Source organism: Pedobacter sp. PLR, from assembly GCF_026239675.1.
Taxonomy (GTDB): domain Bacteria; phylum Bacteroidota; class Bacteroidia; order Sphingobacteriales; family Sphingobacteriaceae; genus Pedobacter.
Genome location: NZ_JAPIVQ010000001.1, coordinates 384729 through 406644, shown reverse-complemented (window position 1 = coordinate 406644; position 21916 = coordinate 384729). Strand labels below are relative to the sequence as shown.

At 39.8% G+C, this 21916-nt stretch carries 19 protein-coding genes and 1 pseudogene; 15 read left to right on the top strand and 5 right to left on the bottom strand.

Annotated features, from left to right (window positions below):
* Positions 1-4: 4 nt before the first annotated feature.
* Positions 5-655 (bottom strand): pyridoxamine 5'-phosphate oxidase, encoded by a 651-nt coding sequence (gene pdxH / locus OQX61_RS01720; protein WP_265839911.1) that lies wholly within the window; start codon positions 653-655, stop codon positions 5-7.
* 44 nt (positions 656-699) lie between these two features.
* Here pdxH and OQX61_RS01715 point away from each other — a divergent pair, with 44 nt between their 5' ends.
* Positions 700-1263: a YqgE/AlgH family protein gene (locus OQX61_RS01715; protein ID WP_265839910.1), complete on the top strand. Its 564-nt coding sequence runs from the start codon at positions 700-702 to the stop codon at positions 1261-1263.
* A 32-nt stretch (positions 1264-1295) separates the two neighbouring features.
* Here the strand turns inward: OQX61_RS01715 and purE are convergent, their stop codons facing one another.
* Both purE and OQX61_RS01705 read right to left on the bottom strand, forming a co-directional pair.
* Entirely contained in the window at positions 1296-1787 is a 492-nt protein-coding gene (gene purE, locus OQX61_RS01710) for a 5-(carboxyamino)imidazole ribonucleotide mutase (RefSeq protein WP_265839909.1), read from the bottom strand.
* On the bottom strand, positions 1787-2926 hold the full coding sequence (locus OQX61_RS01705; protein WP_265839908.1) for a 5-(carboxyamino)imidazole ribonucleotide synthase: 1140 nt from the start codon (positions 2924-2926) through the stop codon (positions 1787-1789). Before OQX61_RS01705 ends, purE begins: the two co-directional genes overlap by 1 nt.
* Before the next feature lie 17 nt (positions 2927-2943).
* Here OQX61_RS01705 and OQX61_RS01700 point away from each other — a divergent pair, with 17 nt between their 5' ends.
* On the top strand, positions 2944-4173 hold the full coding sequence (locus tag OQX61_RS01700) for an aminoacetone oxidase family FAD-binding enzyme (protein WP_265839907.1): 1230 nt from the start codon (positions 2944-2946) through the stop codon (positions 4171-4173).
* Between the two features lie 186 nt (positions 4174-4359).
* Here the strand turns inward: OQX61_RS01700 and OQX61_RS01695 are convergent, their stop codons facing one another.
* Positions 4360-5214 (bottom strand): cupin-like domain-containing protein, encoded by an 855-nt coding sequence (locus tag OQX61_RS01695; protein ID WP_265839906.1) that lies wholly within the window; start codon positions 5212-5214, stop codon positions 4360-4362.
* Positions 5215-5709: 495 nt separating this feature from the next.
* On the opposite strand from OQX61_RS01695, the gene tssD (OQX61_RS01690) reads away from it, so the two are divergent.
* The 10 genes and pseudogenes from tssD (OQX61_RS01690) to OQX61_RS01645 all read left to right on the top strand — a co-directional run bounded on the left by tssD (OQX61_RS01690) (position 5710) and on the right by OQX61_RS01645 (position 14478).
* On the top strand, positions 5710-6105 hold the full coding sequence (tssD, locus tag OQX61_RS01690; protein WP_265839905.1) for a type VI secretion system tube protein TssD: 396 nt from the start codon (positions 5710-5712) through the stop codon (positions 6103-6105).
* Between the two features lie 22 nt (positions 6106-6127).
* Positions 6128-6439: pseudogene (gene tssD / locus OQX61_RS01685) on the top strand (type VI secretion system tube protein TssD); the annotation flags it as partial.
* Between the two features lie 226 nt (positions 6440-6665).
* Positions 6666-8549, top strand: coding sequence for a phage baseplate assembly protein V (locus OQX61_RS01680; protein ID WP_265839904.1), 1884 nt, complete (start codon positions 6666-6668; stop codon positions 8547-8549).
* 6 nt (positions 8550-8555) lie between these two features.
* Positions 8556-10124, top strand: coding sequence for a polymorphic toxin-type HINT domain-containing protein (locus OQX61_RS01675; RefSeq protein WP_265839903.1), 1569 nt, complete (start codon positions 8556-8558; stop codon positions 10122-10124).
* Positions 10125-10127: 3 nt separating this feature from the next.
* Positions 10128-10787 carry a hypothetical protein gene (locus OQX61_RS01670; RefSeq protein WP_265839902.1) on the top strand — a complete coding sequence of 220 codons (660 nt, stop codon included), beginning with the start codon at positions 10128-10130 and terminating at the stop codon, positions 10785-10787.
* A gap of 143 nt (positions 10788-10930) precedes the next feature.
* Entirely contained in the window at positions 10931-11638 is a 708-nt protein-coding gene (locus OQX61_RS01665) for a hypothetical protein (protein ID WP_265839901.1), read from the top strand.
* Between the two features lie 180 nt (positions 11639-11818).
* Positions 11819-12481, top strand: coding sequence for a hypothetical protein (locus tag OQX61_RS01660; RefSeq protein ID WP_265839900.1), 663 nt, complete (start codon positions 11819-11821; stop codon positions 12479-12481).
* Between the two features lie 73 nt (positions 12482-12554).
* Positions 12555-13172, top strand: a complete 618-nt coding sequence (locus OQX61_RS01655) for a hypothetical protein (RefSeq protein WP_265839899.1) — start codon at positions 12555-12557, stop codon at positions 13170-13172.
* 9 nt (positions 13173-13181) lie between these two features.
* On the top strand, positions 13182-13838 hold the full coding sequence (locus OQX61_RS01650) for a hypothetical protein (protein ID WP_265839898.1): 657 nt from the start codon (positions 13182-13184) through the stop codon (positions 13836-13838).
* A gap of 37 nt (positions 13839-13875) precedes the next feature.
* Positions 13876-14478 carry a hypothetical protein gene (locus OQX61_RS01645; RefSeq protein WP_265839897.1) on the top strand — a complete coding sequence of 201 codons (603 nt, stop codon included), beginning with the start codon at positions 13876-13878 and terminating at the stop codon, positions 14476-14478.
* A gap of 89 nt (positions 14479-14567) precedes the next feature.
* Here the strand turns inward: OQX61_RS01645 and OQX61_RS01640 are convergent, their stop codons facing one another.
* Positions 14568-17810, bottom strand: a complete 3243-nt coding sequence (locus OQX61_RS01640) for an amidohydrolase family protein (protein ID WP_322973518.1) — start codon at positions 17808-17810, stop codon at positions 14568-14570.
* 72 nt (positions 17811-17882) lie between these two features.
* On the opposite strand from OQX61_RS01640, the gene OQX61_RS01635 reads away from it, so the two are divergent.
* Genes OQX61_RS01635 through OQX61_RS01625 form a run of 3 tightly spaced genes read left to right on the top strand, consistent with a single transcriptional unit; the run spans position 17883 to position 21890 of the window.
* The gene (locus tag OQX61_RS01635) at positions 17883-19775 is read left to right on the top strand and encodes an ATP-dependent DNA helicase RecQ (RefSeq protein WP_265839896.1); all 1893 of its coding nucleotides are present in this window, start codon (positions 17883-17885) and stop codon (positions 19773-19775) included.
* Positions 19776-19830: 55 nt separating this feature from the next.
* Entirely contained in the window at positions 19831-20541 is a 711-nt protein-coding gene (locus tag OQX61_RS01630) for a head GIN domain-containing protein (RefSeq protein WP_265839895.1), read from the top strand.
* 44 nt (positions 20542-20585) lie between these two features.
* The gene (locus tag OQX61_RS01625) at positions 20586-21890 is read left to right on the top strand and encodes an MFS transporter (RefSeq protein WP_265839894.1); all 1305 of its coding nucleotides are present in this window, start codon (positions 20586-20588) and stop codon (positions 21888-21890) included.
* Positions 21891-21916 lie beyond the last annotated feature (26 nt).

Here is a 21916-nt window from a genome sequence, read left to right as displayed (position 1 = left end):
TAAGTTATGGCGCTAATCTATTGATAATCCACGAACCTTCCACTAACTGGTAGTTTAAACGGTCGTGCAGGCGACTTGGGCGGCCTTGCCAGAACTCAATATGTGTAGGGCTCAGCAAATATCCTCCCCAATGAAGTGGGCGTGGGATTTCCTTCCCTTCAAATTCCCGGGTTAGCTGTTTAACTTTTTCTTCCAATATTTCACGGTTTGGGATAATGCTGCTTTGCGGTGAAGCTGTTGCACCAATCTGGCTACCCGGCGGACGCGAATGAAAATAAGCAGTAGAATCTTCCTCAGCAATTTTTCTTACTGTGCCTTCTATGCGTACTTGTCTTTCCAGCTCCGGCCAGAAAAATACCATAGCAGCATTTGGGTTTTCGGCCAGGTCTTTTCCTTTATCACTGTTGTAATTGGTATAGAACACAAAGCCATCTTCATCGAAGCCTTTTAGTAGTAGTATGCGTGCAGAAGGCTTTCCGCTGGCATTTGCTGTCGCCAGTGTCATCACGTTCGGTTCAAATAATCTGGAGTTTACCGCTTCGGTAAACCACTTTTTGAATTGCAGGATGGGATTGCTTTCCACATCAGTTTCGGCCAGTTCTGCTGAGCGATATTCCTGTCTTAGATCGTGTAGATTTTGTTTATTCAGCTCCATGTACAAAAATAGGTTTTATTTAATATTATCGCTAAATTTCCGAAATGTTAAGTCGATTAGCGCCATCAGCAGGTAAATTATTAATCTCCGAGCCATTTTTAATGGACCCTAATTTTAAACGTTCCGTAGTTTTTGTGACGGAACATCAGGATGAGGGGACGGTCGGGTTTATTTTAAATCATAAAAGCGCGTTGTTGCTGAGTGATCTGGTACCTGATTTTACGGGTGGCGATTTCCCGGTATACCTTGGCGGACCGGTAGCCGTGGATACGATTCATTTCATTCATCGCTGCTCCGATCTGTTAACCGATGGTGAGGAAATTGCAAAAGGTATTTATTGGGGTGGAAATTTCGAGGCCCTGAAGGTATTGGTGAATAGTCACCACATTACACCGGAAAACATTAAGTTTTTTATTGGCTATTCCGGTTGGACGGGACAACAGCTGGAGGAAGAAATGAAAGAGAATACCTGGATTGTGTCCGATCAGTATGATGCTGATTTGGTATTCTCTAACAATGAAGAGGAATTATGGAAGCAAGTGATTATTAACCTCGGACCTAAATACGCCCACATTAGTAATTTCCCCCAGAATCCTAATCTCAATTAATTGAGGTCGGATCAGATCCGACCCTATGGTTATTAGTAATTTTCAAGATCGATTGCACTTTCTTCAATCTTTTTCTTTAGATCATCTTTATATTGTTGCATTTTCACAGAAAGCGCTGGATTTGCGGTAGCTAGGATTTGCACGGCTAATAAACCAGCATTCTTTGCAGCATTTAATGCTACTGTTGCTACAGGGATGCCATTTGGCATTTGAAGGATAGACAGGATAGAATCCCATCCGTCAATAGAGTTAGATGATTTTACCGGTACACCGATTACAGGTAGGGTAGTGATTGAAGCCACCATTCCAGGTAAATGTGCTGCACCACCTGCACCGGCGATGATTACTTTTAATCCCCTTGATGCGGCGTCTTTCGCGTATTCAAACATTTTTTCCGGAGTACGGTGAGCTGACACTACGGTCATTTCAAATTGGATACCGAATTCTTTCATGATATCGGCTGCGTCTTTCATGATATGAAGGTCAGACTTGCTGCCCATAATAATACCTACTTGTATGCTCATTAGGAAATAACTTTTAGTGTTTCTTTGATGTAATTGGCTTTTTCAATTGCTTTCTCGCGGTTTTGATCCACAATAGTGATGTGTCCCATTTTGCGGAAAGGCTTGGTATATTTTTTACCGTAAAGGTGTACGTAAACGCCTTCGATGGCCATTACTTTTTCTAATCCTTTGTATTTTGCTACGCCATTGTGGTTTTTCTCTCCCAAAAGGTTGATCATTACCGCATTGTTTGTCGCGCGGGTATCTCCCAGAGGAAGATTGAAAATCGCACGTAAATGTTGGTTAAACTGAGATACGTAGTTTCCTTCAATGGTTTGGTGTCCGCTGTTGTGTGGACGTGGGGCCAGTTCATTAACCAGGATTTCTCCTGTTCTGGTCACAAACATTTCTACAGCCAGTAAACCGGTAATATTTAAAGAAGTCGCAATGTTTTTTGCGATCACTTCTGCTCTTTCCTGAATAGATTCCGGATAAGTAGAAGGAGAGATCAGGAATTCTACCAGATTTGCTTCTGCATTGAATTCCATTTCCACCATTGGGAAGGTTTTCATTTCACCATTGGCGTTTCTCGAAACGATGACTGCGATTTCTTTCTCAAAATCTACCAGTTCTTCGATTAAACAGGGGGCATCAAATGCGTTCTCAATGTCCGCAATGCCGTTTATTTTCATTACCCCTTTACCATCATAACCATCTTTACGCTGTTTAAGGATGTAAGGGAATGGAATATTACTATTGCGTATGTCTTCTTTGGTGTTTACCAATTGGAAGGGCGCAGTAGGGATATTGTTTTCTTTAAAGAATTGTTTTTGAACACCTTTGTCCTGAATTAACCGGATTACCCTGGATTGTGGGTATACTAGTTTTCCTTCTTTTTCCAGTTGTTCCAGTGCTTCAATATTTACCTTTTCTATTTCAATAGTAATGATGTCCGCTTTCTTGCCGAAGTTATAAACGGTGTCGAAATCGGTAATAGAACCACATTCAAAGTAGTTTGCGAGGTGTTTACATGGAGCGTCAGTATCCGGATCTAAAATTAAAGTGGTTAAATTATAATTGATGGCTTCCTGTATCAACATCCTGCCCAATTGACCGCCACCTAATATGCCTAATTTTAAATCACTTATTTGTTTTGCCATATCGATATGAAAAAGTTATGCTTATTTTGCACAAAAATAACAATATAAACGGATTGATGGAGGCAGATGCTATAATTATTGGTGCTGGTGCATGCGGTTTAATGTGTGCAGTACAAGCGGGCTATTTGGGGAAGCGCGTAATATTGTTGGAAAAAAGTGATAAACCAGGCGCTAAAATTTTGATCTCCGGTGGGGGTAGGTGTAACTATACCAACCTGTTTGCCAGTGATGAGCAGTTTATTTCCAACAACAAACATTTCTCGAAATCTGCTTTTACGCAGTGGACAGTTGAGGATACGGTCAGCTTTTTTGAAACTTACGGCATCAACGGAAAAGAAAAAACTTTAGGACAGCTTTTTCCTGATGGCAAAAATGCGAAGGATATTGTGGGCGTATTTACAGAGATTTGTAATGATTTTGGTCAGCAGATCATTTGCGATGCGCAGGTAACAGACATTGAGCAAACCGCGGATGGTTTTTCAGTGAGCTTCGATAAAGGAAACAAATCGAAAATTTTGAAGGCCCCGAAATTGGTGATCGCAACAGGTGGTTTGCCGATTCCAAAAATGGGCGCTACAGATTTCGCCTTGCGCTTTGCGAGAAAACATGGACTGAATATCGTAGAAACAGCTCCTGCATTGGTACCGCTTACGATCACCGGAAAAGATGAGGACTGGTATGCGGCTTTGTCGGGGAACTCCGTTTTTTGTGAGGTGAGCAACGACCGCATCTCTTTTGAGGAGAACATTTTGTTTACCCATTGGGGATTAAGTGGTCCGGCAATCTTACAGATTTCTTCTTACTGGAGAAGAGGGGAGTCGATCAATATTGACTTGTTGCCGAGGCAATCGATTTTAGAACTGATAGAAGAAGAGCGTAAGTTTAATGGAAAGTTGTTGCTTTCTACCTTGCTTAACCGTTATTATCCAAAGAAATTCACGGACGCACTAGGGAAGTTCCTTCCTTTAGAAAAACAAGTTGCTGCCCTGACTAAAACGGAATTGGAAACGATTCAGCAGACGATTCATTTTTTCAAAGTGAAACCTGCAGGAGATAAAGGGTATGATAAGGCGGAAGTGATGAGGGGTGGTATTGATACAAATGAGTTGTCGTCGAAAACATTGGAATGTAAAAGCATCCCGGGATTGTATTTCGGTGGCGAATGTGTGGATGTAACCGGATGGCTAGGTGGATATAATTTCCAATGGGCCTGGGCGAATGGTTATGTGATTGCGCAGAATATCTAAGCAGCTCAATTAGAAAAGAGGCTTGATCAGGATGCCGGTTTTCGCGGAGTACGGCTAGTCTTAGCGCAGATGATGTTAACTAATACAAATAGTAACTCTAAAAGGAATTCCATAGGTGGGCGATTTAGAACACTAATATATTAATAAAAACCTGTATGCCAATAGTTTGGTGTACAGGTTTTTAGTTTAAAACTTCATTCCCATCAGTTCCCTTAGCTTAAATACGTTGCCGATGGCCGTTGCTGCGCTATAATCAAGTATTGCGCGGTATTTATTGTGGTATTTCTTATAGACGTAAACATCTCTTCTCCAGGCTTTATAATTCGAACTGTTCACCTGATCGATGATTGTAGAGATGTTCTGACCATGGGCTTTGGTGGTATGCCAGATCCCACTGGGGATATACAACACTTCTCCTGCCTTTAAAGTAATGGTGGTAGGCGTGGCCTCCCTGAACCTTGGGTACTTTTCGTAATCCGGATTAGAAATATCTATCGGTGATCTGGATTCTAATAACCCTCCTTTTCCCGGATACATTAATTCTTCCTGATCCCTCGGGAAAATGATGACTTCTTTTTCACCATACAGCTGTATCAGCCAGGCATGGACATCATAGGCATCTTTATGCACAGAATAATGGTTTCCTGCACCACCAATATGTAAATCCATCCCGTTTCCCAATTTGTTTTTCAGGATTTTGTGATTCAGCCAGTTTGGTTTTACCAGGTTCATGTCCATGGGATCCATGTATTCCTGAATTTCCGGAAGCTGGGTCAGGATATTAAATTTAACAGGGTAAGGTGCCGGGTTTTCTTTGGTGCTGTTGGCGGTTAAATCCAGTAATTCTGATATGGTATATTGCTTGTTGGAGAACCAGGTGGTTCGGTCGCCAAACTTTTCTCTGAAAAAGTCCGGCGTAAAGATCAGGTTGGATTTCCAGACCTTTGTTGCGTTTTCAAGGATGACCGGAATACCGGGCTTTTGATACTTCTCTATGAATTCTTTGTAAGAGAGGTCTTTCCTTCTGTCAATTGTTGTCATACTTTCCCTTTGTTGAGCTGTTTTTTATTCTTAAGACTAAGCAAATCGCTTATTAAAGTTAAGTAATTTATGGAAGAGTTAAAAACTTTGTTGCTCCGCTGAGATGGTTTTCAATCATCTCCCTTTTCATCAGGTTCGATTACATCGGTATTGCTGTCCTTTTTCGTGAACAGGCTTCATCTTTTACAATGGTATAAAAATCAGTTTTTGTTTGATATTTTGTTTCTAATCGTAATATTTTTTGTCAAAAGGCTGCATTTTTTTAGGTTTTATGCGGTGTTAAAAATGAGAATCAGTTGTTTTTGAAAGAAATCATTTTTTTTTCCTGGCAAAAATCGGCGATCAGGTAGCTTTTAGGATGGTTTTTGGAATGGTTTGGTTTTGTTAGTTGCTGTGTATGAGTAGTATATGTTATGATTGGCTTAGTATTTGGGTTATATTTAGCGTAGCGGACGCTACGAGAACAGATTTTTTTAACCTTTAAATTTTAAAACTATGGCTTTCAAAGCTAGATTAAACTTTTCAGGCAAGGAGTACGATGTGCTTCATTGTGCCTATGCGTTAAACCGTGATGTAGATGCTAAAGGAAGACCATCTTCCGGAGTTTACGGCGGTACCATCGACATTGAGATTGAATCAACCGAAGATACCTCAATTATCGAGGCGATGGTAAATAACCAGTACAAACCCATTACAGGAACCCTGCTGATCAAGAAAGCAGAGGAAGATGCCAAAATGAAAGAAGTTAACTTCGAAGATGGCTACATTGTTAAATATTCCGAAGGGATAAACATTGTGGGCGATCACCCGATGACGCTTAAGTTCCAGATTTCTGCCCGCAAGCTTAAATTAGGCAACGCTGAGCATCTTAACGATTGGCCAAAAGCCTAGTTAGGGAGGTAGAAGGCGCGACGCAAAAGGCCGTCCATCGTCAGGTGTTTATGGTGGTACCATCCACATCGAAATTGAATCGACTGAAGATACTTCAGTGATCGAATCGATGGTTAATAACCAGCACAAGCCACTTTCCGGATCATTGGTTTTCAAAAAAGGCGAAGAAGATTCAAAAATGAAAGAACTGTCTTTCGAAGACGGTTATATCATCCAATATACTGAAGGCATTGCGGTAAACGACAATACCCCGATGACCTTAAGTTTTGTGCTATCGGCCCGAAAACTAAAGCTGGGCAACGCAGAACACGAAAACGATTGGCCTAAAGCGTAGTCCCATTCAAGTCATTATTATTCGCCGGCCACAAACCGGTGTTAATAATGAATGCTGCTTTAGAAGTGTGATGACTTTCCTCCTGTTCAGGTACCATGTGGCATGTGCAGAATATCATTTAATATCAGAATGAAAATGATTTTTCTGTTCATATCTACTGGAAAAGAAATGTTTTAACCTTTCGCGATGGAGTGTTCAAATCGTAATCATCTATTATTTAATCCGCATGGAAAAGAAATTAATCATCGAAATTAACATAGAAGATAAGGCAATTACCTATTTTGTCTCATTTAGCTTGAAACAAGCTTTTAATGATCATCATTATTTCGAACTACGTTTTAATCACGATCAAATGGGTTCGCCAGGGATGATCAGCTTAAATGATAGCCGCGATTTTGTAGGTAAGACCCTTACTGCATCATTTGGTTATGACACTGGCAGTTTACAGGAATTTGCCGGTTTGGTAACCAAAGTAGAGTTGTCACAGAATCATGGTTACCATGGTGTATTGATTGTGAGCGGCTATAGTCCAACTATTTTGATCGATCGCGGACCTGATTTGGGTTCTTACTTAGATAAAGATTTAAATGACATTGTAGTTCTTGCCACCTCAGACGTTCCACAAAACGACCTTAAAATTGTGGCCAACGCTTCCAGAAAAGCAACCATTGATTATTTAATACAATATAGAGAAAGTGATTTCGATTTCCTTAACCGGCTATCGGGAGAGTACCACGAATGGTTTTTTTATGATGGTAAACAGTTAAACTTTGGTAAGCCAGATGATCAGAAAGAAATTACGCTTATTTATGGCCGTGACGTGCAAAATCTGCAATACGCGATGGAGATTGCGCCGATAAAAAATAAGCGGTTTGCTTACAACTCTAAACAGGATGAGATGCTGTACAGTGAAAGTGCTGCCACTGCTAATGGATCACCCGATTTGTATCATGCGATCCAGACTTCCAATACAACATATAGCAAAGTATTTAGTCAGCCATCGTTAATTAGGGTTGATAATAGCAGCGATATTAAAAGCCACGTAGATAATGAAGAAAAGGCAAATATCAGTGAGTTATTAAAAGTCACGGCTAGTGGCGATAATGCAGCACTAGGAATAGGTAATATTGCCGAAATTACCATGAGTATCAGAAAAGAACTTTCTTTTAATACCGAAAGTTTAGGCAAATTTCTGATCACGAATATTAGCCATAATATAGACGATACAGGTAAATATTACAATACTTTCGAAGGGGTTGTTGCTACAACAGAGCGTATTCTGGTCAAAAAGTATAACAAACCAAATCCTGATATGCAGCTGGCTGATGTGGTAAATAATGCCGATCCAAAAGGACATGGCCGTGTTAAGGTGAAGTTTAAATGGGAATGCCAAACCAATGATGCCACCGAATGGCTCCGGGTAATTACACCCGATGCCGGAAGCAGTGAAAAGGGTGGTAAAAACAGGGGTTTCTCTTTTGTTCCAGAAGCTGGTGACCAGGTTGTAATTGCTTTTGAAGAGGGTAATGTAGCCCGGCCAATCGTATTAGGTAGTGTTTTTCATGGGAAATCTGGTACCGGGGGCGGCGATACCAATAAAACAAAATCATTAACCACGAGAAGCGGCAATACCATCATTATGGATGATCATAATGGTAGCATTAACGTTAAAGATCCAAGTGGTAACGTAATCACTATGCATGGCAATGGCGAAGTGACTTTAACAGCACCCAATTCTTTCACCATTAACACAAAAGATTTTGTTGTTAATGCCAGCAATAGCAGTGCGATTAACACAAAAGATTTTATTGTTAATGCCGGCAATAGCATTGCGATTAATGCCCAACCAGGAGAAGAGGGTGGTGGCGAAGGAACGATTGCCATTAGCGCAAAGAAAACCATTGCCGCAACAGCAGATACAGAGGGGATAACCATCGATGCAACCACCATGGGTATCGCCATTAAAGGTAAAACCGATGTAAGCCTGGAAAGTACTACCGCATCTGCATCCTTTACAGGAAGTACCGAAACCAATATTGATGGCGCTGATGTTAAAATGAGCGGAACAACCACCATAAGAATTAATTCTGGTGATACTGATATAACCTAAAGAATTATGCCTGATGAATTAGAATATATTGTTGATAAAGCTGTCTGTCATTGTGATAAAGGTGCTTCGCCTAATTTTTTTAAAGGGTTAGCCAATCAGAATGTTAAAATAAATGGCTGTATGGCCTGCACTAAGGCCGATAAAATCGCCATTGCGAATATTCCTTCTTTTGGGGTATGTAGTGTTACGAATTCTACTTGTGCACCAGCACCCGTAGATTGGACAGATACCTACAAAGTAAAAATTAAGGGGAAAGAAACGCTGCTGTTTAAGTCAACGTTGCCTTGTGGCATTGGTGGTAAAATCGAATTTATGACGAGTGGGCAAATTCCCGTCAGCGAAGCGGATTTAGCTCAAATGACCGATGAGCATAGTGAAGAACAAGAAGAGGAAGGTTGGGGCTGGTGGGATACCGCAGAGCTGATTCCCGTTGTAGGAAGTCTGATTGGAATTGTTCGCTCTGCAGCAAAAGGGAACTGGTGGATGGCAGCTGCAAATGTTGGTTTTTTGGCGATGGATGTAGCAGGAGTAGTTAGCTTTGGCGCAACTACTGTGGCCTCTACCGCAGCAAAAGGAGGGTTAAAAGCAGGACTAAAAGTTGCCGGGAAAGCAGCATTAGGGGCTGCGGGAAAAGTGTTGACCAAACAGGGCGCAAAAGCATTGGCTAAAGGTGTAGCCAAACACGTAGATGATATTGCAAAGGCTACAATGAAAGTCTGTGTGTTTGCTTGTTTCCCTGAAGGTACACCTGTGCATACCGCTTCCGGGCAAAAAAATATAGAGGAAATTGTAGCTGGTGATGAAGTTTGGGCCTGGGATGAGGAAAGTGGTACCATTGGCCTAAGGGTAGTAACCGCCACTATGCAACGTGAGGTTGATGCCACTGTAGAAATAACCCTGGAAGGAGAAACCATTGAAACAACTGCCGAACACCCTTTCTATACCCGTGAAGGCTGGAAAGATGCGGCAGATTTAAGCCCGAACGATGAGCTAAAAACAAAGGAAGGGGAGTGGCGATTTATAAAATCACACAAATTTGCTTACGAAAAGCGTAAAGTTTTTAACTTTGAGGTAGAGGGCTGGCATACTTATTTTGTAGGGATATTGGCTTGGTTGGTGCATAATGCAAGACCTTGCTTAAGCCAGATAAAACATCTTCCTGATTGGTTAGCCAGAATGTATAAAGGAAATTACTTTAATTTTATACGTGAAGGCTTCTATAAAAGAATGGGAGGTTTTAATGAAGTTGTATTATCAACGGGAAAAAGGGTAGATAGCTATATTCCTGGTAAGGAAATTGTATCAAGGAAGTTTACGCAGCTAGCTAATGTTACTGAAGAAACAGCAAAGAAGTATATTGATGAATTGGCAACAAAATATGCTCCTGGTACAGCCATAAAAGAAACGGCAAGAAATGCTGATGCAATTGCAAAAGGCGGTAAGGAACTTTCAGGAAAAATGATACTTGAAGTACCTAAACAGGCAGGAGAAATATCAAAAAAAGTTTTGGAACATGCTTCTGATAACTTTGTACAGATAAGAGATATAACAGGTGAAATTTTAAACCCATTCTAAGCAATGAAATTGATTAAATATATTAATTATTGGGACGTAAACAAAAAAATAAGCACTGAAAAAGCTACTGTTGGTAAATGGGATCTATGGAATGGTACTAAGCAGAAGAAAAAAGTCGAAAATGGGGAATTAACTTCTGAAAATGTTGCTATAGAGAATCATAGTAAAGGATTTGGATATGAATTCTGTTCATTTGATGGGCATCATGCTGAATACCCATACTGTTATGTAACCGTTGTCCCTAAAAACAAGCACATTGGCGTAAATTTTATTGATGATGCTGGACGAAAGTATCTTACTTATTTATTTCATGAAGTAAAGGAAGACCGTACGCTTTTTCTTCAAGAAATCTGGTACTATCATTTTACTTCTGAGCGTGGAGAAAATGAAGATTATAGACTTCATTTTGTATTTGATGAAGAAGGGAATGTTAATTACAGAAAGTATGATGAAAAAAATCAAAAGATTGAAGACTATGAAAGCAATCGCAAATTTGATATTAGCGGATTGTATGAGGCATACCCGGCTTTTGGAGAATATAAATCTTTAATACGCCTGGATCGCGACCTTCCTTTAGATATTTTTCCTGGTGATGATCATACAGATGGAAACCCTGATCATCCAAAGAATCCCTGGCTATCACCAGATTGGAATAAGAACTAATAAAAAATCAGCTTTTCAGCTGCTTTTTCTTCAAGGGATTGTATGAGGCATACCCGGCTTTTGGACCATGCCGCCGACCAGAGAATTGAAATTGTAGAAGGCATTGGAGATATATTCAAGGGTATCGGATATTAAACTTAAAAATGAATAATATAAGATTCGATCATAGATTTTATAACGATGTCCGTTATTCAATAATGGATGAGGAAAAAAGCTTAGCCAATATCAAAACAAGGGTTGAGGATGATATTTCGAAAGGCATTTGGAAAGAATATGGAAAAAGAACAGAAGACTGGGCAAAATATGCACATGCTCATCATCTTTGGTATCCTACAACTATATATAAGAACAATAAGCCTTACGCATATATTAGCAATGGCGCTGAGTATATAGAGGTCTATTTCTTAGAAGAGAGGATGTTCGAATACATATATATGGCTTTCAAAAAGATAGATACTGAAAAAATGTTTTTAACCAAAATATATATTCGCTCATATAGCAATAAAGCTGATAAGCCTTTGATGGACCTTGAACGGGATATTAATCTCATTTTTTCGCAAAAAGGAGGTTTAAATGTTCGAGAAAGAACTTTTCTAAGAGAAGATAAAGTTAAAGTTATTGAGGAGAATAAAGAAGCTGCCCATCCTGTAAATGTATCTCAGAATTGGAAAAAAATCCCTAAGTATGGAGAATATGATGAGCTTCTATACTATGAATCTATCATTAAGCCTGGTGATCTTTTAAATGGGGTTGATATAAATGCCCCAGTCCCTTCCCCTGAAATTAATATGGATCCAGAAGATGTGAAAAATGATCACCCCTGGCTGCCCAAAGATTGGAATAAAAATTAATTTTAATAACTGTTCTGTATATTGAGCAATTTAAAATCTGATTATGTTTCCAGACATTTTACACCACAATCCAGCATCTTAAAAGCAGGAGAAATATCAAAGAAAGTTTTGGAAAATGCTTCTGATAACTTTGTACAGATAAGAGATATAACATGTGAAATTTTAAACTCATTCTAAGCAATGAAATTGATTAAATATATTAATTATTGGAACGTAAACAAAAAAATAAGCACTGAAAAAGCTACTGTTGGTAAATGGGATTTATGGAATGGTACTAAGCAGAAGAAAAAAGTCGAAAATGGGGAATTAACTTCTGAGGACGTTGCTAGAGAAAATCATAATAAGGGGCTTGGATATGAATTTTGTGCATTTAATGAACAAAGTGATCAATATCCATTTTGTTATGCAAATCTTGTTTTAAAGAACAGTCATGCAGGAGTAGAGTTTTTAGATTTTGCAGGAAGAAAGTATTTAAACTACCTTTTTGGAAAATCTTCAATTAAAACAGAAGGATTGTTTCTCAGGGAAGTCTGGTATTATCATTTTACTTCTGAGCATGGAGGAAATGAAGAATATAGACTTCATTTTGTATTTGATGAAGAAGGGAATGTTAATTACAGAAAGTATGATGAAAAAAATCAAAAGATTGAAGACTATGAAAGCAATCGCAAATTTGACATTAGCGGATTATATGAATCATACCCGTCTTTTGGAGACTATGAATCTTTAATACGCCTGGATCGCGATCTTCCTATAGATATTTTTCCTAACGATGATCATACAGACGGGAATCCTAATCGTCCCAAAAATCCATGGCTACCAATAGATTGGAATAAAAATTAGTTTTAATAACTGTTCTTTACTATGGAAGGATTTGAAACCCTTTTATGGTTATTGGACTTTGCCTTTAGAATGAATGAGTATTATAACATTTGATCATAAATTTTATAACAATGTCCGTTATTCCATAATGGATGAGGAAAAAAGCTTAGCCAATATCAAAACAAGGGTTGAGGATGATATTTCGAAAGGCATTTGGAAAGAATATGGAAAAACAACAGAAGACTGGGCAAAATACGCACATGCTCATCATCTTTGGTATCCTACTACCATTTATAAGGACAATAAACCATATGCCTATATTGTAAATACAGAAAAGACATTACATATCAAGTTTCTCGATGAACGATTGTTTTGGACCGTAAGTCTGGTTTTTAAAAAAGAAGATAAAGAGGTAATGTTTTTGACTGAGGTCTGGGTAAGAAGTTATTCAGGTAAAAATGATGAAATGTTAAAAGACCTTTTACAGGATCAGCATTTAGTTTTTACACCCAATGGAAACCTTAGTGTTACTACAGCAAAAATTATCCGTGAACCCTCATTGAAAATCGAACGAGAGGAAAAGGAAGCAGTCCACCCTGTAAATGTCTCTCAGAATTGGGTAAAAACACCTAAATATGGAGCATATAATGATCTTTTGGATTATGAATCTCTCATTAAGCCAGGTGATCTTTTAAATGATGTTGATATATAAAAAATCTTAATGGAAATAATATTCAAAACCTGGCTTGATGACTATAAAGAGCTGAATACGGAAAAAGGGACTGTAGGTAGGTGGGACTTATGGAATAAAACAAAATATAAACCAAAAGTAGAACGTGCAGAGTTAACTTCTGAAAGTGTTGCCAGAGAGAATCATAGTAAAGGATTTGGATATGAATTCTGTTCATTTGATGGGCATGATGATCAATACCCATACTGTTATGTTACCATTGTTCCTAAGAACAAGCATATTGGCGTAAATTTTATTGATGGTGCTGGACGAAATTATCTTACTTATTTATTTCATGAAGTAAAGGAAGACCGTATGCTGTTTATTCGAGAAATCTGGTGCTATCATTTTACTTCCGGGAGTGGAGAAAATGAAGATTATAGACTCCATTTTGTATTCGATGAAGAAGGGAATGTTAATTACAGAAAGTATGATGAAAAAAATCAAAAGATTGAAGACTATGAAAGCAATCGCAAATTTGATATTAGCGGATTGTATGAGGCATACCCGGCTTTTGGAGCATATAAATCTTTAATACGCCTGGATCGCGACCTTCCTTTAGATATTTTTCCTGGCGATGATCATACAGATGGGAACCCTGATCATCTAAAGAATCCCTGGCTATCACCAGATTGGAATAAGAACTAATAAAGTTGAAATTGTAGAAACTTATATTAATAATTTAATGGAAATAATATTCAAAACATGGCTTGATGGCTATAAAGAAATGAATACGGAAAAAGGGGCTGTTGGTAGGTGGGATTTATGGAATAAAACAAAATATAAACCAAAAGTCGAAAGTGCAGAATTAACCTCTGAGGATGTTGCTAGAGAAAATCATAATAAGGGGCTTGGATATGAATTTTGTGCTTTTAATGAACAAAGTGATCAATATCCATTTTGTTATGCAAATCTTGTTTTAAAGAACAGCCATGCAGGAGTAGAGTTTTTAGATTTTGAAGGGAGAAAGTATTTAAACTATCTTTTTGGAAAATCTTCAATTAAAACAGAAGAATTATTTATCAGAGAAATCTGGTATTATCATTTTACTTCTGAGCATGGAGAAAATGAAGACTATCGACTCCATTTTGTATTCGATGAAGAAGGGAATGTTAATTACAGAAAGTATGATGAAAAAAATCAAAAGATTGAAGACTATGAAAGCAATCGCAAATTTGACATTAGCGGATTGTATGAGGCATACCCGGCTTTTGGAGCATATAAATCTTTAATCCGCCTGGATCGAGACCTTCCTTTAGATATTTTACACCACAATCCAGCATCTTAGCAGCAGGAGGATAACCTCCTGCTGCTAACTCGATTTTGCTGGTTTGTATGCCTTGGGGGCATTGTCTTTTGAGTGCTTACGTAATGGGGTTAATCGCAGTTAGGTATGGTAAAAGTATAAGTTTCTGCCACACCTGTAGGGAAAGTATAGATCATTCCTTTACCGGTTTCAAACCAGAATTTACCACGAAGCTTTTCTCTCGTACCAATCTCATTCATAGAAAGACTGTCGAAAATGCGACCATTAATCATCACATATTTAATTTTCTCAGAGTTTCTAATGTCATTCAACGGGTTGGCATCCATGATCACCAGATCGGCTAGTTTTCCTGGCTCCAGAGAACCGATTTCTTTATCCATGCCAAGGTAAGCAGCACCGTTTAAAGTGCCACTACGGATGGCCTGCAATGGCGACATGCCGCCTTGTACCAGCATCCATAGTTCCCAATGCGCGCCAAGTCCCTGTATTTGTCCGTGGGCACCAAGGTTTACTTTAGCACCGGCATCAGCAATCTGTTTGGTGGCTTTGGCCACTTCAATATGTCCGTAATCGCCATATTCGGAAGTGGTTCTTCTTCTGGCACGTGCATCAATAACAGCACGTGGTGTGAAGGCCATTAATCGTTCGTTTTCCCAGACATTGGTTCTGTCATACCAGTAGTTTTCTCCCCACTGACTGCCATAACTCACAATCAGGGTTGGGGTATATGCCACTGATGTGTTGCCCCAGAAAGAGGTCACATCTTTATAAACCGGTGCTACAGGGATACTATGTTCAATACCGGTATGTCCGTCTGCAATCATGTTCATGTTAGTGAAAAACGTAGATCCACCTTCCGGCACGACTTCCATTTTCAACTGTCTGGCCGCTTCAATGATCTGCTGACGCTGATCTCTTCTCGGTTGATTGTAAGATTTTACCGAAAATGCACCTACTGCTTTTAACCTTTTCAGGTGAGATAAAGCATCCTCAAGGCTGTTGATCACTACTTTAAAATCGCCATCGGCACCGTAAAGAATCGATCCTGTAGAGTATAAGCGAGGACCAACCATTCTACCTGCTTTCAGCATTTCCGCCTGGCTAAATACCATTTCTGTATTGCTGGAAGGATCATGAGAAGAGGTCACGCCGAAAGCGAGATTGGCCATGTACGACCAGTCTTGTTGTGGCGAAATGCCATCCGGACTAGTTCTCAGGTGGGCATGGACATCAACGATTCCCGGCATAATTGTTTTGCCAGTCACATCAATCACCTTCGCCTGTGCTGGAATCGTCATTTCTGCCGACTTTCCAACGGCAATGATTTTGTTGTTTTCAACAAGTATTGTTCCTTCTTCAATCACCTCATCGCCTTTCATCGTGATGATTCTGGCGCCTGTTAAAGCAAGTAAGCCCGTCGGTTGATCGCTTTTAAGTTTTAATCCGATACGCAGACCATCAGCATCCTGCTTTTCTGCAGTCTGTACACCTGCTTCATTGAAATTGAAAGCAGATTTGATGTCTTTATTAAAATATTGATCACCTAGTGTCCAGAATAACTTCTGACTATCATTGCTCCAATGGATATAAGTTCCGCCATCTTTGGTGATTTTGGTCAGCGGAATTGCTTTATTACTTGCGGATAACTCCAATGGAGAACCGACAGTAATCATTGGGGTGATATACACGTTAAACAGTTCTGTGAAAGCCATCCATTTGCCATCAGGACTAGGTGTAAACTGGTTTACGTAGGTAGAAGTGTAATGCGTTCTTTCATTTGCACCATATAAATCGATGCTTTTAAAAGCTTTTTTGCCACCTTCAGAACCCTGGAAATAAATACGGGTATCGTCTGTGTTGAACTGTGGTTTGATGCCGTTATCGGAGACCAGGGTTTTCGGTCCGCCATTGGCCGACATGATGAAAATTCCTGTACCTCTGCCATAAGCATAACCCAAAACATCATTCCCGATTCCTTTTCTGAAAATGATTTTATCGCCTTTATTGGAAAAAGAAGGAGAGTAGTAGAAGCCTTTTTCGTCCGTTAGCGTGGTTGTTTTTCCTGATTTCAGGTCTGTTTTTTTGATGGCACCTTTCAGTTCATCATTCCAGGTCGTATAGATTACATATTTCCCGTCATTGCTGATTTTAGGCTCAAACTCAAAATCGATTCCGTTGGTTACACGTTCCGGAGTTCCATCAGGAAGGTCTTTTTTATATAAGAATCCTGCGGCATTGAAGATCACCATTTTCCCATCTGCGGAAGTGGTCAGTTGTCTGATCATTTTCACATCGAATTCATTGCTGAAAACCTGATGAGGGAAATGTAGCGCCTGCTGAACGGTTTGTTTGCTGGTCAGCTGGAAAGGGATGTCGTTGCTGATTAAGGTAGACAGCTCAATTCTTTTGATCTTTCCTTTAGCATAAAATACAATGTTTTTATTGTCAGGCGTCCAGGCGAAGTTTGGATAAACACCAAATATGGCCCAGGTTTCCTGTTGGTCATGAGAAAGGTCTTCATATACCGGCCATTCTTCGGCAGTACGCAGGTTTTGTACGTAAAGCACAGATTTTAAGCGGACACGTTTTACATAGGCCATCATTTTTCCATCAGGAGAAATCTGTGGACGGGCAGCACCACCTTGTTGTGCAATAAGATTAGTGAATTTCCCGGTCACCATATCCAGTTGGCGAATGGCATAGATCATTCCATTCGGATCTTTACTGTATTCAAAGTTAGGGCCCGGAGCCATGTCTTCACTAAAGTAAAGGTATCTGCCATTAGGGCTGATATTTGGCTCGCCGGCATCCTGCTGGTCGTTTTTTCTTTTGGTTAATTGTACACCCTCACCACCGTAAACGCTGTACATCCACATTTCTCCTGCGCCAAGGGAACGGGAGCCTGTGAAGTGTTTACGTGCCACCAGGTATTCGCTGTTTGGCATCCAGGTTGCATTGTTAAGCAAACGGAAAGTTTCTTTGGTGACTTGTCTTTTGCCGGAACCATCGCGGTTCATGACCCAGATATTGTCGGCGCCGTTTTTATCACTGGTATAGGAAATGAATTTTCCATTCGGACTGAAACGTGGCTGGATATCCCAGGGTACGCCACCACTAAGCAGGGTAGCCGCTCCACCGGTAATAGGCATACTATAAATGTCACCCAATAAATCAAAAACAATATCTTTACCGTCAGCGCTAACATCCAGGTTCATCCAGGTTCCTTCGTCGGTATCAATGCTGAAGGTTTTTGTTGGCCCCTGATACTTTTCGATGTCCCATTTCTTTTCCTGAGAAAAGGCGGACTGAAAAATGAATACCAAAGCCAACGGTAGTAAAGTTTTTTTCATCATGTAGGTCAGTGTAAATAAGCTTGCAATTTAATAATATCAGTTCATTTTTATAGTTTTGATGTTAACCTTTTTATGAGCGAAGCCGAGATACTAAAAAAATACTGGGGATTTGATAGTTTCAGACCACTACAGTCGGATATTATCAGTTCCGTTTTAAATGGCCATGATACCCTGGCATTATTGCCAACCGGAGGAGGTAAGTCCCTTTGCTTTCAGATACCTGCATTGGTAAAGGAGGGGATTTGTATTGTCATTTCGCCACTGGTTGCCCTGATGAAAGATCAGGTGGAAAACCTAAAATCCAAAGGAATTGAAGCGGTAGCAATTTATGCAGGAATGGGAAAAAGAGAAATCGATATCCTGCTCGATAACTGTATTTATGGGAAGATTAAGTTCTTATACCTGTCTCCGGAAAGATTATTATCAGAAATTGTGCGCATCCGTATTTCTTATATGAATGTAAATCTGATTGCAGTAGACGAGGCGCATTGTATCTCTCAATGGGGATATGATTTTCGGCCTCCCTATCAGCAGATCGCTGAAATCCGCGATATTCATCCTAAAGTACCCATTCTTGCCCTGACGGCAACGGCAACTAAGTTTGTACGGGCAGATATCGTAGAAAAGTTGAAATTTAACGACGCAAAGGTGTTTGTGCAGAGTTTTGCGCGTAAAAATCTGAGTTATGTAGTGATCGATAAGGATGATAAGTATAAGAAACTAATCAGTATCGTGAAAAACGTGAAAGGAAGCGGTTTGGTTTATGTACGTAACCGGAGAGAAACCGTAGAAGTTGCTGCTTTTTTAAGCAGAAATCAGATCGCTGCCGATTTTTACCATGCAGGAGTTGACAAGGTAGACCGTTTCCGTAAACAGGACGAATGGAAAAAGAATAAAATTCAGGTGATGGTCGCAACCAATGCTTTTGGGATGGGGATCGATAAGCCTGATGTTCGTTTTGTGGTACACCTGGATTTACCGGAAAGCCTGGAAGCCTATTATCAGGAAGCTGGCCGGGCAGGTAGAGACGGAGAAAAAGCGTATGCCGTTTTACTGGCCAATAAATCAGACCGGATGGATTTAAAAGCTAAATACGCAGATAATTTCCCAACAGTTGATGATGTTAAAAAGATATACCATTACCTCGGGAATTATTTTCAGCTTGCTTTTGGCGCTGGTGAGGGCCTGACTTTTAATTTTGACCTTGCTGATTTTTGCAAGCGTTTTAAGGTCGGTGTGATCAAGACCATGGCTGCCCTTAAATTTTTAGAGCATGATGGCTACCTGACACTTTCTGAAAACATATTTTTACCTTCCAGAGTGTTATTTACCGCTTCTCATGAAGATGTTTACCGTTTTCAAATAGAGAATGCGGGATATGATCCTTTGATCAAAGCGATCTTAAGGTCCTATGGCGGTGCATTTGATCAGTATGTGAAAATTGAAGAAAATGAAATTGCTAAAAAAGTAGGATTGTCTTTTAGTACGGCCAGAAAGATGATCAGCAACCTGGAAGAACAGGGTTTGTTGTCTTATCTGCCTCAATCAGATCAGCCCCAGCTTCAATATATTCGTCCGAGAGTGGATTTTGTACATATGGATATTGACCAGAAGTACATGAAAATGAGAAGGAAAATTCAACTGGATCAGATCAATGCGGTATTGGACTATACGGAAAATGACAAATGCCGGAGTGTGCAGTTGCTGAGGTATTTCGATGAGCCGGATGCTGATAAATGTGGCGTTTGCGATGTTTGTCTGGCAGAGAAAAGAGCAGACGACCGGGACGTTCGTGACGATAGGATCGATTTTGAGCTGGTTACGTTACTGCAGACGAAAATGCATTCCTTCGACAGTCTGGTGAAGGAGATTAAAACCGGTAATGAAGATGAACGGATGGCTCGTATCCGTGAATTGATGGATGCGGGAAAAATTAAAACAGATGGTAAAAACTTTTACCTTTAAAATTGGGTTGATACCTTAGTTACGAAAACACTAAATTGCAATAAATATATTCCCTATGAAGAAACTACAACTTATCGTATTGGCTATCCCTGCACTTCTGGCAGGATGTACTTCTAAATGTATCGAAGATTCCGGAGTTCAGATCACTAAAGTCGTAGAACTGAAAAGTTACGATAAAATTAATGTGAGCGGTACGATTAAGCTTATTTTAACGCAGGATAGCACCTTTAATGTAAAGATTCAGGCAGATTCTAATGTGGTACCCTTAATCAGATCAAGGGTGAGCGGTGGAGAACTGGAACTTAAACTGGAAAACGGAAAATATTGTGGGACTGATTCTGTTGTGATTTATGCAGGAATTGGCGAGCTGAAAGAATTAGAAACCAATGGTATGGTGCGTGTAGTTGGAGATGGGCCGATTTATGTGAAGGACCTTGACCTTGATTTACAAGGTAGTTCTGATGTAAACCTGGACTTAAATGCAAGTAAGCTGACTTCAAAAATTGATGGTATCGGAAAACTAACCCTGACTGGCCAAACCGGAACTCATGTGTTGAAAACCAGTGGCAATGCTAAACTGGAAGCTTTTAGTTTTGTTGCCGGTGTTTATGACATTAATATTGATGGTACCGGAAAAGCCAATATCAATGTACTGAACGACTTGAAAGTAAAGACTTCCGGAGCAAGTGAGATCTATTATAAAGGTAATCCTAAAAATGTAAGCGAGAAAAAATCGGGAGCAGCGAAACTAGAGAAAGTTAATTAGCCGGATTGTTGTTTTTTAGCTATTTTAGCGCCCTTATTTGATACATGGAACAAAAAAACGACAAGAAAGTCATCCGGTCATGGGCTTTTTTTGACTGGGCAAATTCTGCTTATAACTTAGTCATTACCTCTACTATTTTTCCCGCTTATTATACGATTATTACCACCACTGCCGGGCATGGCGATAAAGTGACGTTTTTCGGGCATACTTTTACGAATACCGCATTGTCAAATTATGCGCTTTCGGCAGCTTATTTAGTGATGGTGATTCTGATGCCTCTGCTTTCCGCCACTGCGGATTTTCGTGGCAACAAGAAAATATTTATGAAAATCTTTACCTATATCGGCGGTTTTGCTTGTATGGGTTTGTTTTTCTTTAAACTGGAAAGCCTGGAGTTGGGCATTATACTCTTTGCCATTGCAGCCATGGGCTATATCGGTGGGGTCTTGTTTAACAATTCTTACCTTCCGGAGATTGCCAGCAAAGACCAGCAAGACCGGGTGAGCGCCCAGGGTTTTGCCTACGGCTATGTGGGAAGTGTTATTTTACAGGTCATCTGTTTTGTATTTGTCTTAAAACCTGAACTTTTCGGCATTACCGATGCTTCTTTACCCGCAAGGTTGTCATTTCTGCTGGTTGGAATCTGGTGGATCGCCTTTGCGCAAATTCCTTTTCGTAAATTGCCTGCCGGAAGTCCAAATTTTATCCCTGTCAATAAGAATTTAGTGCATAGCGGATTTGAAGAGCTGAGCAAGGTTTGGAAGCAGTTAAAGCAGATGGCGTTTTTAAAACGTTACCTGATTGCTTTTTTCTTTTACTCCATGGGCGTGCAGACAGTGATGTTGGCAGCAGCCGGTTTTGGAGAGAAAACACTGCATTTAGGAACTTCTAAATTAATTGCTGTAATTTTGATCATGCAGCTGGTTGCCATTTGGGGCGCCATATTGATGTCGAAGCTGGCAAAGAAAATTGGGAATGTCAATGTGCTGATTCTGGTCGTGGTGGTATGGGTAGGGGCTTGTGTTTCTGCTTATTTTATCACCAACGAATTTGAATTTTATGGCTTAGCAGCAGTAGTTGGCCTGATTATGGGGGGTATCCAGTCTTTATCAAGGTCTACTTACTCTAAATTTTTGCCAGAAAACACACCGGATACAGCTTCATTTTTTAGCTTTTACGATGTAACGGAAAAACTGGCCGTAGTGATTGGTCTTTTTAGTTTTGCTTATATTGAGGAACAAACGGGTAGCATCAGGAATTCTGTGCTGGCATTGGCCTCCTTTTTTGTAATAGGTTTGATATTTTTGCTGTTGTTAAAAAAGACAGAACCAAAATTGGTTAAAGGTTAACCATGATAGATTTTAATAAGAATTAG

Bases quoted from the DNA above. Each gene is read 5' to 3' on its own strand.
- pdxH (WP_265839911.1), bottom strand. From the start codon at position 655: ATGGAGCTGAATAAACAAAATCTACACGATCTAAGACAGGAATATCGC.
- OQX61_RS01715 (WP_265839910.1), top strand. From the start codon at position 700: ATGTTAAGTCGATTAGCGCCATCAGCAGGTAAATTATTAATCTCCGAG.
- purE (WP_265839909.1), bottom strand. From the start codon at position 1,787: ATGAGCATACAAGTAGGTATTATTATGGGCAGCAAGTCTGACCTTCAT.
- OQX61_RS01705 (WP_265839908.1), bottom strand. From the start codon at position 2,926: ATGGCAAAACAAATAAGTGATTTAAAATTAGGCATATTAGGTGGCGGT.
- OQX61_RS01700 (WP_265839907.1), top strand. From the start codon at position 2,944: ATGCTTATTTTGCACAAAAATAACAATATAAACGGATTGATGGAGGCA.
- OQX61_RS01695 (WP_265839906.1), bottom strand. From the start codon at position 5,214: ATGACAACAATTGACAGAAGGAAAGACCTCTCTTACAAAGAATTCATA.
- tssD (WP_265839905.1), top strand. From the start codon at position 5,710: ATGGCTTTCAAAGCTAGATTAAACTTTTCAGGCAAGGAGTACGATGTG.
- OQX61_RS01680 (WP_265839904.1), top strand. From the start codon at position 6,666: ATGGAAAAGAAATTAATCATCGAAATTAACATAGAAGATAAGGCAATT.
- OQX61_RS01675 (WP_265839903.1), top strand. From the start codon at position 8,556: ATGCCTGATGAATTAGAATATATTGTTGATAAAGCTGTCTGTCATTGT.
- OQX61_RS01670 (WP_265839902.1), top strand. From the start codon at position 10,128: ATGAAATTGATTAAATATATTAATTATTGGGACGTAAACAAAAAAATA.
- OQX61_RS01665 (WP_265839901.1), top strand. From the start codon at position 10,931: ATGAATAATATAAGATTCGATCATAGATTTTATAACGATGTCCGTTAT.
- OQX61_RS01660 (WP_265839900.1), top strand. From the start codon at position 11,819: ATGAAATTGATTAAATATATTAATTATTGGAACGTAAACAAAAAAATA.
- OQX61_RS01655 (WP_265839899.1), top strand. From the start codon at position 12,555: ATGAGTATTATAACATTTGATCATAAATTTTATAACAATGTCCGTTAT.
- OQX61_RS01650 (WP_265839898.1), top strand. From the start codon at position 13,182: ATGGAAATAATATTCAAAACCTGGCTTGATGACTATAAAGAGCTGAAT.
- OQX61_RS01645 (WP_265839897.1), top strand. From the start codon at position 13,876: ATGGAAATAATATTCAAAACATGGCTTGATGGCTATAAAGAAATGAAT.
- OQX61_RS01640 (WP_322973518.1), bottom strand. From the start codon at position 17,810: ATGATGAAAAAAACTTTACTACCGTTGGCTTTGGTATTCATTTTTCAG.
- OQX61_RS01635 (WP_265839896.1), top strand. From the start codon at position 17,883: ATGAGCGAAGCCGAGATACTAAAAAAATACTGGGGATTTGATAGTTTC.
- OQX61_RS01630 (WP_265839895.1), top strand. From the start codon at position 19,831: ATGAAGAAACTACAACTTATCGTATTGGCTATCCCTGCACTTCTGGCA.
- OQX61_RS01625 (WP_265839894.1), top strand. From the start codon at position 20,586: ATGGAACAAAAAAACGACAAGAAAGTCATCCGGTCATGGGCTTTTTTT.